The 19,147-nt window shown below is 30.9% G+C and carries 14 protein-coding genes; 1 reads left to right on the top strand and 13 read right to left on the bottom strand.

Features of this window, described 5'->3' with window-relative positions; genetic code table 11:
* Positions 1-26 precede the first annotated feature (26 nt).
* The 13 genes from RH98_RS07900 to RH98_RS07960 all read right to left on the bottom strand — a co-directional run bounded on the left by RH98_RS07900 (position 27) and on the right by RH98_RS07960 (position 17,646).
* A complete protein-coding gene (locus tag RH98_RS07900) occupies positions 27-365 on the bottom strand; it encodes a 2Fe-2S iron-sulfur cluster-binding family protein (RefSeq protein WP_010252799.1) in 339 nt (112 codons plus the stop codon).
* A gap of 1 nt (position 366) precedes the next feature.
* Positions 367-1,419 carry an NAD(P)/FAD-dependent oxidoreductase gene (locus tag RH98_RS07905; RefSeq protein WP_010252800.1) on the bottom strand — a complete coding sequence of 351 codons (1,053 nt, stop codon included), beginning with the start codon at positions 1,417-1,419 and terminating at the stop codon, positions 367-369.
* Positions 1,420-1,534: 115 nt separating this feature from the next.
* Positions 1,535-1,774, bottom strand: a complete 240-nt coding sequence (locus tag RH98_RS07910) for a NifU family protein (protein ID WP_010252801.1) — start codon at positions 1,772-1,774, stop codon at positions 1,535-1,537.
* Positions 1,775-1,794: 20 nt separating this feature from the next.
* Positions 1,795-2,925, bottom strand: coding sequence for an Mrp/NBP35 family ATP-binding protein (locus tag RH98_RS07915; RefSeq protein ID WP_010252802.1), 1,131 nt, complete (start codon positions 2,923-2,925; stop codon positions 1,795-1,797).
* 118 nt (positions 2,926-3,043) lie between these two features.
* Positions 3,044-4,339: a TolC family protein gene (locus RH98_RS07920; RefSeq protein WP_010252803.1), complete on the bottom strand. Its 1,296-nt coding sequence runs from the start codon at positions 4,337-4,339 to the stop codon at positions 3,044-3,046.
* Positions 4,332-6,761, bottom strand: coding sequence for an ABC transporter permease (locus RH98_RS07925; RefSeq protein WP_010252804.1), 2,430 nt, complete (start codon positions 6,759-6,761; stop codon positions 4,332-4,334). The genes RH98_RS07920 and RH98_RS07925 overlap by 8 nt, the downstream gene beginning before the upstream one ends.
* Before the next feature lie 22 nt (positions 6,762-6,783).
* The gene (locus tag RH98_RS07930; protein WP_010252806.1) at positions 6,784-7,629 is read right to left on the bottom strand and encodes a GIN domain-containing protein; all 846 of its coding nucleotides are present in this window, start codon (positions 7,627-7,629) and stop codon (positions 6,784-6,786) included.
* Positions 7,630-7,698: 69 nt separating this feature from the next.
* A complete protein-coding gene (locus RH98_RS07935; RefSeq protein ID WP_010252807.1) occupies positions 7,699-10,110 on the bottom strand; it encodes an ABC transporter permease in 2,412 nt (803 codons plus the stop codon).
* A gap of 2 nt (positions 10,111-10,112) precedes the next feature.
* Complete coding sequence (locus RH98_RS07940) at positions 10,113-12,545, bottom strand: ABC transporter permease (RefSeq protein ID WP_010252808.1); 2,433 nt, start codon at positions 12,543-12,545, stop codon at positions 10,113-10,115.
* A gap of 2 nt (positions 12,546-12,547) precedes the next feature.
* Entirely contained in the window at positions 12,548-14,923 is a 2,376-nt protein-coding gene (locus RH98_RS07945; protein WP_010252809.1) for an ABC transporter permease, read from the bottom strand.
* A 5-nt stretch (positions 14,924-14,928) separates the two neighbouring features.
* Complete coding sequence (locus RH98_RS07950) at positions 14,929-15,687, bottom strand: GIN domain-containing protein (RefSeq protein WP_026038805.1); 759 nt, start codon at positions 15,685-15,687, stop codon at positions 14,929-14,931.
* A 10-nt stretch (positions 15,688-15,697) separates the two neighbouring features.
* Entirely contained in the window at positions 15,698-16,402 is a 705-nt protein-coding gene (locus RH98_RS07955) for an ABC transporter ATP-binding protein (protein WP_010252811.1), read from the bottom strand.
* A 2-nt stretch (positions 16,403-16,404) separates the two neighbouring features.
* Positions 16,405-17,646 (bottom strand): efflux RND transporter periplasmic adaptor subunit, encoded by a 1,242-nt coding sequence (locus tag RH98_RS07960; RefSeq protein WP_010252812.1) that lies wholly within the window; start codon positions 17,644-17,646, stop codon positions 16,405-16,407.
* Positions 17,647-17,800: 154 nt separating this feature from the next.
* Between RH98_RS07960 and RH98_RS07965 the strand changes: the two genes are divergently transcribed.
* Positions 17,801-19,147 (top strand): sigma-54-dependent transcriptional regulator, encoded by a 1,347-nt coding sequence (locus tag RH98_RS07965; protein ID WP_010252813.1) that lies wholly within the window; start codon positions 17,801-17,803, stop codon positions 19,145-19,147.

The following is a 19,147-nucleotide window of genomic DNA, read 5'->3' on the forward strand; positions in this document are numbered from 1 at the left end:
ATATTTAAAATGTCTTCTAAGAATTCTTAACCTTCAGGAGCTAATTCAACGACTAAACCTTCGATACTAGGTTCTAATTGTATTTGACAACCTAATCTACTATTGGGTTTTACATTAAATGCTTCAGAAAGCATTGCCTCTTCATCAGGGTTCATTTCAGGAAGTTCTACTTCATCACCATTCATCACATAGCATTGACAAGAAGCACACATAGCCATTCCACCGCAAATACCGATAGTACCTTCAGGAACAAGTTCGTAAGCACGTACAAGTTCCATAATGTTCATACCCATATCTGTAGGTGCATCAACTTCATGCGGAACACCTTCTCTATCAATTATAGTGATTTTGATATCTTCAGCCATCTTATTCTATAGATTTAACAACTGCTTTTTCAGCCTCTTTACGAGTACCGTCAAATCCATTAATTCCAGACACAGTTGTATATTTTAAAACAAATTTCTTACCTGGGTTCAACATATTATAAACACTTTGACACATTAAAGTTGCCTCGTGGAATCCACAAAGAATTAATTTTAATTTACCAGGATATATATTAACATCACCTATTGCATAAACACCAGGAATGTTAGTTTGATAATCTAATGCATTATTCACTTTAATAGCATTTTTCTCTATCTCTAATCCCCAATCTGCGATAGGTCCTAATTTCGGTGTTAATCCAAATAAAGGAATGAAGTAATCACAAACAATTTCTTCTCTCTCTCCTTCTCTTTCAATAACAACAGACTCAAGTTTATCGGTTCCTTTTAATTCTACAACTTCTGCTGGAGTAACTAGGTTGATTTTTCCTTTGTCTTTAAGAACTTGTACTTTTTCTACAGAATCTAACGCTCCTCTAAATTCATTACGTCTATGCACTAAATGAACTTCTGCAGCTAAATCTGCTAAATAAATACTCCAATCCAACGATGAATCTCCACCACCTGCTATTACCACTTTTTTGCCTTCAAACATCTCAGGTTTTTTCACAAAATACTCAACTCCTTTTTCTTCAAAGAAATTAATATTTTCCAATTCAGGTTTACGAGGTTCGAAAGATCCTAAACCACCTGCAATAGCCACAGCCTTACCGTGATGTTTTGTTCCTTTATTAGTAGTAACTATAAAAGTGCCATCTTCAAGCTTTTCGATAGTTTCAGCAACCTCATTAAGTGTAAAACCAGGTTGAAACTGCTTGATTTGCTCCATCAAATTGTCGATTAGCTCTGCAGCACCTACAGAAGGGTATCCTGGAATATCAAAAATTGGTTTTTTAGGATATAATTCTGTCAATTGACCTCCAGGTTGTGGAAGTCCGTCTATTAAATGACATTTAAGTTTTAAAAGCCCAGCTTCAAAAACAGCAAATAGTCCTGTAGGACCTGCTCCAATAATTATTATATCGGTTTCAATCATGATGTAGTAATCTTTTGTGCAAAGTTCTCCCTTGCAATTGTTATTAGAAATGATAAAAGTCAATACCTTCAAAAAACACCATTAATGTCTTTATTAAGTATTGACTATTTTATTTTTATCCAACATTAACTACCGTTTCAATCTCTGGAGCATACTTCTTAATAGTCGTTTCTACTCCAGCGCTTAGCGTCATTTGATTTACACTACAAGCTGTACATGCACCCTCTAATCGGACATGAACGTGCTTATCATCTATAATATCAATTAAAGTAATATCACCACCGTCAGTTTGCAAAAACGGGCGAATTTCATTTAACGCTTTCATTACGTTTTCTTTGATAGTCTCTGATGCCATATTTTCTATACGATTTATCTTTATTTTTTTCCTGTAGCTGAACAACCAGCCATTGTAGTAATTTTAATAGCTTCTGTTGGAGGTAGAGAGTCATTTCTTTTAACAACTTGTTCCACAACATTTCTGCTAATTTCTTCAAATACCTTTGCTACAACAGTATCATTTTGTAAAGCAGCTGGACGACCGTAGTCTCCTGCTTCACGAATACTCTGTACAATTGGCACTTCACCTAAGAAAGGTACTTCTAAATCTTCTGAAAGGTTCTTAGCTCCATTCTCACCGAAAATATAATATTTATTTTCAGGAAGTTCTGCTGGCGTAAAATAAGCCATATTTTCTACTATTCCTAAAACTGGAACATTAATGCTCTCAGACATAAACATAGAAACACCTTTTTTCGCATCAGCAAGTGCTACTGCTTGAGGTGTTGAAACAACAACTGCTCCAGTAATTGGCAAGGATTGCATTATTGACAAATGGATATCTCCAGTTCCAGGAGGTAAGTCAACTAATAAGAAATCTAGTTCTCCCCAGTCTGCATCAAAAATCATCTGGTTCAATGCCTTAGATGCCATTGGTCCTCTCCAAATAATTGCTTGGTCTCCTTTTGTAAAGAATCCGATTGATAAGATCTCTACTCCATAAGCTGATATTGGTTTCATTTTTGATTTACCATCAACTTGTACAGAAATAGGTTTTGCGTTCTCTACATCAAACATAATAGGCATTGATGGACCATAAATATCAGCGTCTAAAACACCAACTTTAAATCCCATATTAGCAAGACTAGCTGCTATATTTGCAGTTACAGTAGATTTACCAACTCCACCTTTTCCTGAAGAAATAGCAACGATATTTTTAATACCAGGAATAGCTTTTCCTTTAATTTCAGGTTTTTCAGGAGCTTCAACTTTTATATTTACTTTTACTTTAGCTTTATCATAAACTTGATCGTGTATCACTTTCATCACGTCAACTTCAGCTCTTTTCTTTATGTGTAAAGCAGGCGTAGATAATACTAAATCCACTACTACTTCATCTCCAAATGTCATAACGTTGCTAACTGCACCGCTCTCTACCATATTTTTTCCTTCTCCAGCTACTGAAATAGTTTCCAATGCTTTAAGAATTTCCTTTCTATCTAATTTCATTATATAAGATTAGTTTTCAACAAATTAATATAATAACAGTCTTACGCAAAGATAGTAGGAAATATTGAGATTTTAGTGTTAATATATTCTAAATATAAATAACAACATTAATCTTGTATTACAATGTATTTGTATTATTTAACTGTAATTTTTTACTCATTAAGTTTCTATTCAAATCATTTTTAATCAATGTAAATTGAGCATTCAGTAATTGATTTTTTGCAGCATTAAAGGAAAAAATATCGACTTTACCATTCTCATATTTCACTTGTGTAGTAGTAAATGATTTCTTCGATAATTCCATATTGTCTCTCAACTTTTTATCTAATAAAAAAAGTTGTTGAATCACATCTTCTATCTCTTTGTTTTGTTGCGCTAAAACACTTTCTTGTTCCCTTATTTTCAAAGCATTTAGCTCAATCTCTTTTCTCTTTTTAGCTAGACTTCTATTCACCGATCCCCCTTGAAAAATAGGTATCGAAAGTCGCAATCCTATTGCATGATTTTTATTATCGCCAAGTTGTTTAGAGAAAGTATTTATCATTACGTCTAAATTGCTATTGAAGGGTTTCGAATAAAAAGAACCAAATTGATAAGTAGCAGATAAAGTAGGTAAATTTTTCGCCCTTAATAATGCGATGTCCTTTTGTAATAATTCACTATTTAATCGTGCTTTTTCAAGTATTGGATTAAATACATATTCCGAAAAAAATCCAATAGATTCCGAATTAAGTGATAACTCAAATTCTTTAGGTTCTTTGTTTTCTTGATTAAGTAAATGAACTAACTTAAGCTTTTGATTATATAAATTATCCTTTGTCTGTTCTATTGCTATTTGTTCACTATGAAAGATATAATCAATATCATACAAATCACTTTGGGGCTTTGCACCAGCCTCTACCTCTTTCTTTACTCTATTATAATTGACTTCACTATTTATTAACTGAAGCTGTTGTATTTTTAAATATTCTTGCTGACCAAGTATCTCAAAAAACAATTCTAGAATACTTGTATGATAATAATATAAAACTTCTTGCTCACTCAATGTTGCATAATCAATAGCTAATTTGTTTTGTTCATTTTCAATGAAATTTGACCAATCGAATAACTGGACACTAGTATCAATAGAAAACTGCGTTGATGCAATATTAGAACTTACTCGACTATTGCTACTAGGGTCAATCGTAGACCCATAATTATATCCTTGAGTACCATTAAGATTTACTGAAGGCAAATAATAAGAAGCTAAACTTTGCTTTTGTTTTTCAACTACTTGAGTTTCTAATCTAGCTACCATTATTTTATAGCTATTTTCTTTGCCAAGTTGAATGCAATCTTCCAAGGTAAGTACTTCTTGTCCAAACATAAATTGACTCAAGAATATACTTATAAAAACAATTAAATACTTATTCATAATTAATATATTTTAAAACATTAACTTGAGTGGCTTGCCAAGACTTCCAAACTACTAAAAAAGCAGATAAAATTGATAATATAATAAATCCTAATAGAAAAGGAAAAACAGTGATATCTATTCGATAAACGAAATCCTCTAGCCATAAATTAATTGCATAATAGACCGGATATATAGATATGATAAAAGAAAACACACATAAAATAAGATACTTTTTAGAAAGACCAATTATCAATTCTTTTCTATCAGCCCCTAATACTTTTCTAATAGCTACCTCTTTTAAACGATTTTCGATACTGAAAGATACAACTGCTAATAAACCTAGTAGAGCAATAAATATTGATACGAACATCAAAACCAAAAACAATGTTTTTTGATAGATAGCTTTCCTATAAGTATTAGCAAATTGATCATTTGCAAAACCATATTCCATAGGATAAACTAAATCCACACGTTGGTTCCAAAACTTTTCAATTTTTGAAATTGTTTGCTGTACATCCTTTGTATCAACTTTAATAGATACTGTTCCCATTAGATGATGAAACCAATCAGCAGCATTTCCTAAAAAATAAGTCTGAGGTGTTGCTTCAACTCCTACTCCGCCAGTATTAAAGTTTTTAATTACACCAATAACTTTAAAATAGTTGCCATTCCATCGAATATCTTTACCAATAACTCCATCTTTAAAATTAACCTCATTTTCAAAAGCTTCATTTACCAATACTTTTGTTTGACCATCTGTTTTTGAATTTGGATCAAAAAATCTTCCCTCTTTTAAATCAATTTGAAATAAATCCAAAAAGCTATAATCAATAATAATATTCCCACTATATAAAGTTTTACCATCAATAAAGTTAGTAGAAGAACTACCAAGATTTCCACCAAACTCTAGAGAATGAGCTGCAATGCATTCTACACCGTTAATTTTCAACAAATCTTCTCTAAAAGAATTATACACCTCATAGCGATTCTGAAGCCCAGATAAATTAAATCTAATATTAATGATTTGGTCTCCATTAAGACCAATATCTTGATGTATTAAATAATTCACCTGCTTATTCATCAAAAGGGATAAGCTCAAAAAGAAAAAAGCTATTATAAATTGTAGTACTAACAAGATATTTCTTAATGATATAATTGATTTACTTCTTAAGATATTACCTTTTAAAACATAGTTTGGCTTCAGAGAAGCAATAAAAATTGCTGGTAAAAAAGCTGTTAATATAAATATTACAATAAATAATATTATTAATAAATAAAAGGACTGACTTATATTAAATCTAAGTTCTCTATCTACTAGCAGGTTTAAAAAAGGAGTTAAAATCTCTACTAGAACTAGTCCAATAATAAATGCTAATAAGACGGTAAAAAAGGTTTCAAAAACAAATTGAAATAAAATATTTGCTTTAGTACCTCCTAAAGTTTTTCTAATTCCTACTTCTTTGATGCGTTTAAAATTCTTTACTATTGTGAGATTAATAGTATTCAATATATTTAATAGCAATATCAATGAAGATACTGCTAGCATACTATTTAATATCTTATTTGAATTAGAGCCACTACCAAATATTTGAGATCTAGGATTTAAATGTGAACTTTTTAAATCAAAAAAAACAATTGGATCATTCTTAACAAATCTTTTTTTATATTCTATTTCACTAATACCTATTCGCTGTGAATCTCTATTTAAAAAAGGCTTAAAAAGTGTATTTGTTAATCTACTTTTAACTGATTCTAAGGCTATTCCTTCTTTCAGTTTAATTAACAACTTATAATTATAATCACTCCAAACATCATTATTATCAATAATCATCTGTTCTCCGCTGTATGAAATAAAAGCTAAAGGAGCTTCAGAAGTAAGTGGTGGTATTTCATATACTAAACGAATAAACAATCTTTTTCCTCCATCAATTATAATTTCTTTGCCCGTAGGGTCGGTTCCTATCCCAAATAAACGTTCTGCTTGTTTTCTTTCTAAAGCAATTGCATCAAATTTGTTTTCTTGAAAATCTTTAATTGAACCGAATACTTCCGGGAAAGGAAACATATCTAGATAAGTGGCTTGATGATCTTGTAAATTATAAATAAATTCTTTCTTGTTATCTATTTGTATACTAAGCTTCTCTACATAATTCCACAACAAAGTATAACTATCTAATATATCTGATAGCTCTTCTAATTTTGTCACTATTGGGGCAGGTACCCATGGACTTATTCTTCCTTCCTCCCCATCAACTCTATACACTTCATACACCCTATCTTTATAAGGATTCCATTGATTATAACTATGTTCATTATTCCAATACAGTAATACCATTACCAAAGCCGCTATACCAATTGACAGCCCCAATAAATTCAGTATTGAAAAGAACTTATTTTTCCAAAAATGCCTTGCATATAATTTAAACCAATTATTAATCATTGAAACCCTTATTGAAGTACTGTTAATTAACTTTTTTTACCGAACCTGAAGAAGAGGTTGAAACATTTATTCGTTGAGCACTTCCAGTATATTGAATACGACCTGAAGAACTTGCTTTTCCGTTTACCTCATCTGAAACCTCGAAAATCATTGCCCCAGAAGAACTTGCTTTTCCATCTAGATATTGCGTCTTAAAAGCATCTCCTTTAATTCTAGCAGAACTAGATACAGTTGCTCCTGTATCTCTAGCTTCCCCACTTACCTTAATTACTGATGAACTACTTGCGCTAAAATCAACTTTATTAGTTTTCAAACTAATATCTAGGGATGAAGATGAACTAGAACTTATATCTGCTTTATTAATTACTTCGAAAGAACCTGAGGCACTTGACGAAGAACTTGTTACAATCTTAAGATTATCTGTTTGCATAAGTTCACCACTATATCTGGCAGAACTACTTGTTTTTACATAAAAATCTTTAGCTTTTGCAGCATTCACTAAATTAAAACGTGAAGATGATGACACCTGAACCTCTTCAAGCACAGGATTACTAATATATACTGTCACATTATTAAAAGAAACATTATTAAAAACGAACTTTTTCTTATTCTTTTTTTCTTTGGTTCTCTTATTATCAATATAGATAGAGAGTTGACCATTAGAGTCTACTTCTGTCTTAACCAGCTTTAATAATTCTTCATCATCAGCATCAATTACAACATTTTTAGGAGCTCCATAGGTAAACTCCACTCTGATTGATTGTGATGATTTCACCTTGTTAAAGTCATCTACCGAACGTGTTTCTTTTACTTGTGCAAAAAGGCTACTACAGCCTAGTAGCATAATAAATAATAAAATTCTTTTCATTTTTATAATTTTTTTAATGGTTAATATTATTTAATAAGTAGTCCATAACATCATATTTGTTACAGCCAATCATTCATATTTTATATATTTAAGAATATCTACTTTCGTTGCTTTATAAGATTTATATAAAACAATAGCTAACGTCAAAACAAGTATTAATAAAAAACACAGTATAAAAGGAATCACACTAATATTAATACGAAAAGCATATTCGTTTAACCATTGATTTAAGAAAAAGTAACTCGGGAAAATTGCTATAAAAAATCCTATCACGGCTAAAACAAAATATTCTTTTGAAAGCAGTCTTAACAATCCTATTTGATTTGCACCTAGTACTTTTCGTATTGCTACTTCTCTCAGTTTATTATTGATATTAAAAGAGGCAAGACTGTATAGACCAAATAATGCTATGAATACAACAATCCCATTTAGAACTAAAAAAGCATTGCGCTCTCTTATAGTTGAACCAAAATTCTTTTGAAATGTTTTGTCTAAAAATTCATAACTCAGTCCCCCACTCACAACCCCTCTCTTATTCATTATTTTTTCAACTTCCATCATGGTTTTATCAACATTTTCCATATCCAATTTCAAAAAAACAAAATTGACAGTATTTCCAATCCATGGGATTGTTTTTAAATACATGAAAATAGTTGAAGGATACTCATTTTTTAAATCAAAAACATGATAATTATTTACGACTCCAACAATTGTAAACAGATTATCATTCCAATTAACCACCTTTCCAATTGGGTCAATGATGTCAAGCTTAGTTACTATTTCTTCATTAACGACTACATTATTAATACTGTCTGATGCAAAAGAAGACGATAACATTCTACCTTCTTTTAGTTCAATACCTGTTAGTTCAAAAAAATTAAAATCTATCCCGCCATTCTCAACCTGTATTGAACGTTCTCCATAATATAGCCTACTGCTACTTGCTCCAGCATCCCACATTAATGCACTCGTGCTAACATCTGCTACCCCCTCGACATTCTGTAATTCTTCTTTCAAGCTAAAGTATGTTTCTGTTTTTTTCTCCCACGGGATATTACCACCTAAGTAAACTGAAACCACCTGATCTCCCTTAAATCCCAATTCTTTATTTAACATATAAGAAAGTTGCTGCTGAACAATCATAGCGCCTATAATAAAGAAACTAGCAACTGTAAATTGTAACACTAGTATTCCTCTTTTTAAAATTTTACCTTTCAAATAAAAACCATATCTATTTTCTCTATTATTAATGGAGCCAAGATTCATTGCAAACAACGCAGGTATACCTCCAACTAAAAGAAGTACAATAAAGAAAATTATAATCAAAGATGGCAGCAATCTAATTAAGTCCAATTGCATTTTGGATAGTAAAAAAACTTTTACATAAGGAAAGGCAAACTCGATAATGACTAATGAAACCAGCATTGATAAAAATGTTGTGATTCCAGATTCCAAAACTGATTGTGACCACAAGTTTCTTTTTGTTGCACCTAACGATTTTCGAATACCAATTTCTTTGCCTCTTTTTATCAACTGTGCCATTGATATATTGATATAGTTGAAAATCGATAAAGACAAAATTAGAATAGATAATACTATTACTGTTTTCAACATTCGTATATTAGCACCCCTTTCTGGAGTTCCATTAAGATATTGATTTCCTACTAAGTGCTGTTCACTTAATGGATGAAGATTAAAAAGAATTACATTTTCATTCTTTAAATAATCCTCTATAGAAATACCTTCTTCCTTCGCTAATCGACGATATAAGTTATCGATATTTAGATCATATAATAATTTTTCTACATTACTCTTTTTATTAACATCTCTTAATTTTAGCCATATAGTACTATCAAAATTTCCCCAGCTTTCATTCTCTTTAATATTCTTATCCTGACTATTGATTAAAATACTAGCATTAATAGAACTTTTTTTATTTTCTAGTGAATAAACGCCAGTTATAATAAAGTCTTCTTGCTCAAATTTAACAACCTCTCCAATAGGACTTTTATCTCCAAATAAATAGGCTGCAACTTTATCTCTAATTATTGCAGTATTCATTCCTGAGAAAGGCTCTTTCTTATCTCCTTCTATGATATCAAAAGGAAAAAAATCAAAAAAATTAGACTGAACTTCTAAAAGATGACTTATTTCTTTTTCCTGTCCCTCAACTTTAATTAATCCTTCGTCATAGTAATTATTGACATAGGTATAATCTACTACATCGGAAGATTCTTTTATTTTATCGCCAAAAGGATAAGGTAATTTCATCCAAATGGTCTCCTCATCTAATTGAGAGGAGATAACAAAAACCTCATCCTTATAAGGATTCCACTGATCATAACTAGATTCTTCTTCATAGTACATAAAAGACAGAACGACGCAAGCTATACCTACTGCCAAACTAATGATTGTCAACAAGAGATAAAGCTTGTGCTTCATTGCATTGTACCAATATATTTTCAACCAATTTTTTAGCATAACTATTCGTGTTTTATATATTTTAAAACATCTACTTTTGTTGCCATATAAGATTTATATAAAACAATCGTTAACGTCAAAACAAGTATTAATAAAAAACACAATATGAAAGGAAAAACACCTATCTGTATACGAAATGCATAATCACTAAGCCAACTATTTAAAAGATAATAAGAAGGAAATAAGGCAATTATAAAACCTATTAAACAATAAATAATATATTCCAAAGACAATTGTTTCATTATACTTGGTATGCTTGCTCCTAATACTTTTCGTATTGCAACCTCTTTTAATTTTGAACTTATAGAGAAGGAAGCTAAAGCATATAATCCAAACAAAGCAGTAAACACTACTATTAGATTCAAAACCATAAACATATTGCGCTCTTGTATTGTCTTATTATAAGTATTTTCAAAACGCTTGTCTATGAATTCGTAGCTAAAAGGATAATCAGAAATCTTATGCTCTTTCCAAACCTTTTCTATGGCTTCAATTGTTTCTGATATATTTTTTGTATTAATCTTTATGTATAATTCCCCAATGTTATTTTTAACCCATGGAACAGTATTTAAAGACAAATATATTAATGGTTTATAATCTTCTTGTAAGCCAAAAACATTAAAGTCTTTCACTACACCAACTATTGTAAATCGTTTGTTATTCCAATCAAACTCTTTTCCAATTGGTTCATTTTCTTGCATCAGTGATAAAGCCTTCTCACTTAGCAAAACATTAGTGATAGAATCGCTTGCTAAATTTTTCGTGAGTGCTCTACCTTCCTTAATTGGTATTTCAAATACGTCTAGAAAATTATAATCCATAGCAGCAACCCCTGCTTGTATCGTATTACCATTATAGAGATAGCTGGAAGAGGCATAGCTTCCTCCTCCCATACGAAGTGACCAGGTTGAAACATCTTCTACTCCTTTCACTTTTCCTAATTCTCTTTGAAGGAGTTCATATATATCACTATTTCCATTCTTAGTTGACTTGTATTCAAATGGCAATGCAATAATCTGATTAGATTTAAAACCTAGATCTTTATTCAGCATATATTTTACTTGCTCATTAACAATCACTGAACCTATGATGAAAAAGCATGCTATAACGAACTGAGTAATCAATAGAGCATTTTTAAACCATATACCTCTTTTACTCTTCTTTAGATTTCCTTTTAGCATCTCTAATGTTTTAAAACTTAAAACATAAAGCGTAGGAATCGTTCCTCCCAAAACCACTACTATTATTACAAAAAATAAGACTTGAGGCAGATAATAAAATAATCTAAAACTTAAAGAGGCATTAAAGAATACTCTAAGTGTTGGAAGAAAAAATTCTATCAAACCAAACGTTAATAATAAAGAGATAAGAACCGTAAGTATCGTTTCTAAATATATTTGACATAAAAATAGAGAATATCCACCACCAAGTGTTTTACGCATTCCTATTTCTTTACCTCTATTCATAACCTGAACAGTAGTAATATTAATGTAATTAAAAATAGCCAATAGTAAAATCAGTAGCGATAATACTAATGCAATATAGATTCGCATTGCATTAGCAGCTCCTTCAGGTGTACCATTAATATCGACATTTTTGATCAATCGCAAACTTTCTAATTCATGTAAATAAAATTCTAATGGAAAAATCGAATTATCTTTAATAAACTCTTCTGAAGTTTGTCCTGCATTTTTTGCTATTCTTTTTATAACATTTTCATTATAAACCGTCTTTAAATTACGTATTATAACATCTTTATCATTTTTATCCCTTAGCTTGACCCACAATGCCTCACCAAAGTCTCCCCAATTTTCATATTTTATTGCAGTTTTTTCTGATTCATCTAGAGTATTAAAAATCATGTTACTATCAACAGAACTACTAACACCATTATTAGAATAAATACCAACTATAGTATAGTCTTTATCGTCTATTGTCACAGTTTGATTTAATGGATTTTTATCAGTAAATATTAATGTCGCAAAAGAATCTTTCACTACAATTTGATTTGGTCCACTAAATGGGTTTTGTTTATCTCCTTTAATAATCTCAAATGGAAAAAAATTAAAGAAATTAGATTGAGCAGCAATTGCTTTTTCATACAATATCTTCTTACCTTCCCATACCATTATACCTTTTCGATAATTACTCCCCATATACATATACTCCTCTACTTCAGGAGTTAAATTTTTCAACGCTGCTCCATAAGGTAAAGAAAGCATAGGCCAACTATCTGTTGGCGTAATCTTAGTTTCTATAATAAAAATACGATCCTTATATTCATTCCAATTATCATAAGCTTTTTCCTCCTGATAGTACAATGCCATTATAATAAAAGAAGACATACCAATAGCCAACCCAACAATTGTCAACAAGAAGTAAACCTTGTGCTTCATTGCATTGTACCAATATATTTTCAACCAATTTTTAAGCATAACTATTCGCGTTTTATATAATTAATTATTTTAAAATTTAAAGTAGACAATACCTTCGTTACTAGCAGAATGACTACAATTAACAAAATCCACAAGAGAGAAATAATAAATAGTACTACTGTTAATTCTTGTCTATAATAAAACCTTTGTAACCAATTATCTAACAATAGATAAGTTGGAATAATAGCAATTAAAAAAGCAATCATTATTGTTATTACAAAAGGCAATATTAACTGCACTAATAAACTTGGAGCAGTTGCTCCTAATATTTTACGTATGACTAAACTTTTTAATTTTTGTTCAAGAATAAATGACATCGTTGCGTAAACCCCAAAAAGAGTAATCAATACTACTGCTATATTCCAGAGTAAAAACATATTGCGTTGTGCAACTATTCTTTCATAAGTTTGAGCTATTTGTTCTCTAATAGTACTTGCCTCAAAAGGATACTCTATATCTATATTTACAATCCAAAAAGCTCTAATACGCTCTAATGTTTCTTCTTTTTGCTTTTCATCAATCTTAATTGATAAAGATTCTATCGTATAAGGCAAAAAGTCTATATCACGCCAATCAAATAAAATGGTTGGTTTTACTCTTTGCTCAAAGCCATTATTAAAAAAATCATCTATCACTGCCTGAATAACATACGTATTCCCATCATAAGAAATTACCTGCCCTATAACTTCTTCTGCGCTAAGTCCCAACTTATTAATGAATTGTTTATTAACTATAACAGTTGATAACTCGGCAGGAATATTTAGTTCTTCTGCTAATATTTTGAAACCTAAAAGGTCAATATATTCACTATCGATTCCTTCAAAAACAAAATCATTAATCTGTTGTTGTCCATAATATGCTGTGCGATTACTCGTAATAGTCTTATCTTTAAATGACAACGTAGATAGAGCAACACCTTCTACACCTTGTATTTGCTTGAGATAATCTATAACTTTAGTTTCCCTATATAACTTACGCTTGATAGACTGCGTATATAATTTTATTTGCAGTACTTCTTCTTGTTCAAATCCTAAAGGTTGCTTTTTTAGATATTGTACTTGCTCATGAATAACAAAGGAGGCAATCATAAAGAAAAAAGCAATAATCATTTGAACAACTACTAATATCATATACCTCTTAAAAGAATTTGTTACTGGCGTATTCAATCTATTTTCAAGAGTTTTATTAGCAACGTAATTAGCATATAAAGCAGGTACTATACCTCCTAAAAGGATTATAATTATACCTAACACTAATGATATCAATAATCCAAATGACAATGAAAAAACTAAAGTTTTATATAAAAATTGATTATAGATTGGTAAACTTATCTCAATAAATACAAAAGAAAGCAATAAAGCTAAACACACTGTCAGCATAGTTTCAAACAGTATTTGAAAAATCATTTGCCATTTATTAGCTCCTACTATTTTTCGAATACTTAGTTCTCTAGCCCTTGATAATATACTCGCCTGGTTTAGACTAATGTAATTGACAATACTTAATACAAAAATGAGAACAGAACAAGCAATAATTAATCGTAGTGTTTCTAATTTTATTCTTCCTTCTAATAGGGAAGTTTGTTTAGAAATAAATCGCCCCTCTTTTAATGAAGTTAGATTAATATTTACTTCCTCTCCCTCCTCAAAAAACTTATTAATACGTTTATTTGTTTTATAGGAAGAAGCAATTAAATCAGCTAGTTGATTAAGTACTGTTGTTGACTTCTTCTTAATTAACAAACCTCCAATATTTTCCTTCCACAAAAGAGGACTTACTTGATTATTCCATTCAATATTAGCTACTACTATTTTTGGCAGTATAGTTGCATTTTTATCCGTTTTATAGACTCCTTTTACGATATAAGATTGATGGGCTAAAGATAATTTTTGACCGACAGGATTACTTTCTCCAAAATATCTTTTAGATACTTCCTCAGAAATAGCAATTGAATATTCTTCTTTAAAAATATCATTATTGCTTCCATAGACAAACTCAAAAGGGAAAAACTTAAAAAACGTCTTTTGAGTATTTAATATTCCACCTTGTACGCCCTTATAACTCTCACTTTCAGTATAAAACTCTATATACTCTAAAGCGAAATAACAATAATTTTCAATGATCTCATTCTGGAACAACTCAGGACCAATAGCAGCAGGCACATAAATAGAATTAGCATCTGAACCAATATCTATATTTACTTCATAAATCTGATCCACCGTAGGTATCCATCTATTATAGGCATACTCATCTTGATAATGAATAATTGCTAATACCACAGAGGTTAACCCTATGGATAATCCTAAGATATTCCATAGAAAAAAGTACTTAGACTTATTAATAAAAGCGATATATAGTTTAAGCCAATTCTTAAGCATATTATCTATTTAGACTTTACAGATCCCATCGAATCAGTATATTTCTTTATCTCTTTTGGAGTATTGTGATAAATCACCTTACCCATTGAATCTGCGTAAGCATTTAAGCTTTCTGTAGGATAAACCTCAGCTTTCCCCATAGAATCTGCCTCTACTTTTACATATTTAGCTTTTAATTCTTTCCCATCAAATGTCCCAGCACTATCTACATTCACAGTTAAGTTCTCTGTATCTCCACTAACAGTAGCTTTTGCTGCTGAATCTATATTTACTTTAATTGTTTTAGCTGTGATATTACCTGTATATTTAGATGCAGAATCCATATTTATTCCAACTGTTTTTGCAGTGACGTCTGCCGTAAGAGAACTACTTGAATCTAAAGATAAAATAGCATTATCTACCTTTAATCTTCCCTCAACTATTACTTTTGCTACTGTACTAACACTAAACTTTTCAATTGACTTCTGAGAAATATAAACTTGTATTTTTCCGAGATTATTTGCCTTTGTATTTCTAGCTGTTGAACTAAAATCAATAACTAACTTATCTCCTAATTGTCTTAATCTTACTAAGTCAATACCTTCTTGTTTTTCAGCAACAATTTCGATAGTATCAGAATCTTTTGTAGCATCTACATACACCTGTATAGGCATAGAAACATCCAATATATTCACTGCAGATCCCAATGTAAAAGTGCTTTTTACTTGAGCATTCATCATTAGAGATAAGAGTGTGATAAAAAAAGTGATTAATAAACGTATCATAACTATTTAATTATTCTGCAAAAACATCAACAATCTTCGTATTGATCTTTTCTGAAAGAATCATCCCATCTTTCATTAAAATCGTACGCTCAGAATAAGAAGCATCATGATGTGAGTGGGTCACCATTATGATTGTAGCTCCTTGCTGATGTAATTCGGTTAATAATTCCATTACTTCCCCTCCGTTTTTACTATCCAAGTTACCGGTAGGCTCATCGGCTAAAATAATTTTGGGATTATTAATTAAAGCTCTACCTACTGCTACCCTTTGCTGTTGTCCACCAGATAACTGTTGAGGATAGTGTTTTAAGCGGTGAACTATATTCAAGCGTTCAGCAATTGCCATTACTCTCTTTTTGCGTTCTCCACTTGGTACTTTATTATAAATCAGAGGCAATTCTATATTATCATATACATTTAACTCATCGATAAGATTAAAGTTTTGAAAAATAAAACCAATATTCTCTTTTCTAATTTTAGCTCTTTGAGTTTCTGTTAAACCTACCATCTCATTGTCCAAAAGTTTATAACTTCCAGAAGTAGCACTATCTAATAAACCTATGATATTTAGCAAAGTTGACTTTCCGCATCCAGAAGGTCCCATAACGGAGAGAAACTCTCCCTTTTTCACTGATAGATTAACATTATTTAATGCTGTTGTCTCTACCTCTTCTGTTTGAAATATGCGAGACAAATCGTTAATTAATATTACCATAATTATTCTTTTATTTTTAAATGTTCTACTCTTAAATAATCTTTATAGCTCGAGACAATTACCTCTTCACCTACTTCTAATCCAGATATTACCTCATAATATGCTGGATTTTCGCGTCCTAATTCTATATTCCTTCTTTGTGCCTGATTACCTCTTACAACATACACCCATTTTCCTTTTGTATCTTGGTAAAAATTACCTTTTGCAAGAAGCACTTTCTTTTCCTTTCCAGACAAAAACAACTTCACCCCAAAGCTACTTCCCTCTTGTAGTTTCAACTCTTTATCAGTTAAAAACTCTAACTGTACTTCAAAGCGTCCACTTTTTACTTCTGGTATAATTTTTCTCACTTCAACTGACATCACTTCACCTTTCATATCAATCTGCCCTTTCTGTCCAATCATCACTTTCTCTAGATAAAACTCATCCACTTGCGCTACTAATTTATAACCTTCCATCACGTCTATTTTACCAATACTTTCACCTGCCGGATAAGTCTTTCCTAGAATAACATCAAAAGAGGACAATCTCCCAGAGATTGGCGCTGTCAAAAGAAAATTCTCTTTATTCTCTCTAAGCTTATGCAGACTTTTATTCATTATTTGAATAGAACTTTCAATCTGTTGTAATTGAACAGAGTTTGTAAGCTTTTCCTTTGCAATGCTCTCTTCTATTAATGTTTTACGCTCTTTTTGGTAACGATATGTCTCTATTGTTCTATCCCAGTCACTTTTTGATAGTACTTCTTGTTCGTAAAGTTTTTTGTTCAACTCATATTGCAATTCTGCCTCTTTATAATCATGTTGTACACTAATCAAGTCTTTTGTCAAATTAATCTCTTGATTACGAATATTCATTTTACTGACATTTAAGCTATTCATTTGTTCAATTAATGAATTCTCTTGCGACATAAAGTTGTACTCCGTCGTAGGATTATATAACCTTACTAATGGTTCTCCTTTTTGTATCATAGCTCCATTTTCTACAAAGCGCTCTTGAACCGCTCCTCCTTCTACAATATTAATTAACATTGAGTGCAAAGGTTCTACTTGTGCCTGAAAAGAAATATATTCCTCAAAATAATCATCAGTAACTTGACGAATACGTAACTCTTTTTTATCTACATTCAGAACAACCTTTTGAAAGAAAGTAAAATAGGTAGCAAAAGTTAAAAGTATTATTCCAAATACAATTACTAATGCTTTAACTTTTTTTCTATTTTTACGAGGAAGTGCTCTGTCCATTTTATATGTATTTATTAACTATACATACAATAACATGCCAAGCCATTAATATAAGTTAACAGCCTAAATTACAATTCATTGTAAATAACATTAAAAACAAAGTGTCCGATAATGAACACCTTATTGTTCGCTTTTGAAATACTATACACTACCTATGAGAAAGATTATTGCTAACATTCTTGTACTTGATGACAATTCTGAGATATTAATTGCTGCTAAAATGTTGCTTAAAAGACATTTTGAAACAGTTAATACCAATACTAACCCCAAAAAAATAATTGAATATCTCAATGAATCTGATATAGATGTTGTAATCTTAGATATGAATTATAGAGTAGGTTTTGAAGATGGTAAGGAAGGCATTTTCTGGTTTAAAGAAATTAAGAAAATATCACCCCAGACTCAAATTATCCTAATGACCTCTTATGGAAATATTGAAACAGCAGTAGAAGGTATAAAATTAGGAGCTATAGACTATATATTAAAACCTTGGGACAATGAAGCACTTATTCAAACCGTAAAAGGAGCTGTTAAACAAGCACGCAAAAAAGAACTTCTAGAACAAAATACCTCTCACCAAACGTCAATGTTTATAGGTGAAGCTCCTAGTATCAAAAAAGTATATACAATGGCAAATCGCGTAGCCAAAACAGACGTGAATGTATTAATACTAGGTGAAAATGGTACAGGTAAATATGTCTTAGCTAAATATATCCATGACAACTCCGCCCGAAAAGATCAACCGTTCATACATGTAGACCTTGGAGCTTTAAACGAAAATCTGTTTGAAAGCGAATTATTTGGATATGCGAGAGGGGCTTTTACAGATGCTAAACAAGATACAGAAGGTAGATTTGAGGCTGCCAATGGTGGAACAATTTTTCTTGATGAAATAGGGAATGTTCCCCTTCACCTCCAATCTAAACTACTACAGGTTATTCAGTCTAAAAGTGTAATTCGATTAGGTGAATCAAAACAAAGACCGGTAGATATACGTATTGTTACAGCTACTAATATTGATATCGAACAAGAAGTTGCGGCTAAACTTTTTAGAGAGGATCTTTTTTATAGAATAAACACAGTGAGTTTAAGTCTACCTCCTTTAAGAGAAAGAAAAGAGGATATTGGTCCTCTGCTTCATTTTTTTGTCAATGAATATGCTGCTAAATACGATAGGGACATCCCTCAAATCAATAGTAATACAATTCAATATCTTGAAAACTACGATTGGAAAGGAAATATTAGAGAGATGCAAAATAGAGTTGAAAGAGCCTTAATACTAACTGATGAAGAAGAACTAAAAATTAATGACTTTGGCATTTCTCTTTCAATGATTAATGAGATAGAAATAGAAGAAAATACATTACAAGATCTGGAGCGAACATCAATTCTAAAAGCTTTAGAAAAATTCAATGGAAATATAAGTCAAACAGCAGAAGAATTAGGGCTTTCAAGAGCTTCATTATATCGAAGATTAGAAAAGTATAACATCAAAAGTTAA

The sequence above is a fragment of the Myroides injenensis M09-0166 genome (genome assembly GCF_000246945.1).
GTDB lineage: Bacteria > Bacteroidota > Bacteroidia > Flavobacteriales > Flavobacteriaceae > Flavobacterium > Flavobacterium injenense.

Bases quoted from the DNA above. Each gene is read 5' to 3' on its own strand.
- RH98_RS07935 (WP_010252807.1), bottom strand. From the start codon at position 10,110: ATGCTAAAAAATTGGTTGAAAATATATTGGTACAATGCAATGAAGCAC.
- RH98_RS07925 (WP_010252804.1), bottom strand. From the start codon at position 6,761: ATGATTAATAATTGGTTTAAATTATATGCAAGGCATTTTTGGAAAAAT.
- RH98_RS07915 (WP_010252802.1), bottom strand. From the start codon at position 2,925: ATGAAATTAGATAGAAAGGAAATTCTTAAAGCATTGGAAACTATTTCA.
- RH98_RS07930 (WP_010252806.1), bottom strand. From the start codon at position 7,629: ATGAAAAGAATTTTATTATTTATTATGCTACTAGGCTGTAGTAGCCTT.
- RH98_RS07965 (WP_010252813.1), top strand. From the start codon at position 17,801: ATGAGAAAGATTATTGCTAACATTCTTGTACTTGATGACAATTCTGAG.
- RH98_RS07960 (WP_010252812.1), bottom strand. From the start codon at position 17,646: ATGGACAGAGCACTTCCTCGTAAAAATAGAAAAAAAGTTAAAGCATTA.
- RH98_RS07900 (WP_010252799.1), bottom strand. From the start codon at position 365: ATGGCTGAAGATATCAAAATCACTATAATTGATAGAGAAGGTGTTCCG.
- RH98_RS07905 (WP_010252800.1), bottom strand. From the start codon at position 1,419: ATGATTGAAACCGATATAATAATTATTGGAGCAGGTCCTACAGGACTA.
- RH98_RS07955 (WP_010252811.1), bottom strand. From the start codon at position 16,402: ATGGTAATATTAATTAACGATTTGTCTCGCATATTTCAAACAGAAGAG.
- RH98_RS07945 (WP_010252809.1), bottom strand. From the start codon at position 14,923: ATGCTTAAGAATTGGCTTAAACTATATATCGCTTTTATTAATAAGTCT.
- RH98_RS07910 (WP_010252801.1), bottom strand. From the start codon at position 1,774: ATGGCATCAGAGACTATCAAAGAAAACGTAATGAAAGCGTTAAATGAA.
- RH98_RS07940 (WP_010252808.1), bottom strand. From the start codon at position 12,545: ATGCTTAAAAATTGGTTGAAAATATATTGGTACAATGCAATGAAGCAC.
- RH98_RS07950 (WP_026038805.1), bottom strand. From the start codon at position 15,687: ATGATACGTTTATTAATCACTTTTTTTATCACACTCTTATCTCTAATG.
- RH98_RS07920 (WP_010252803.1), bottom strand. From the start codon at position 4,339: ATGAATAAGTATTTAATTGTTTTTATAAGTATATTCTTGAGTCAATTT.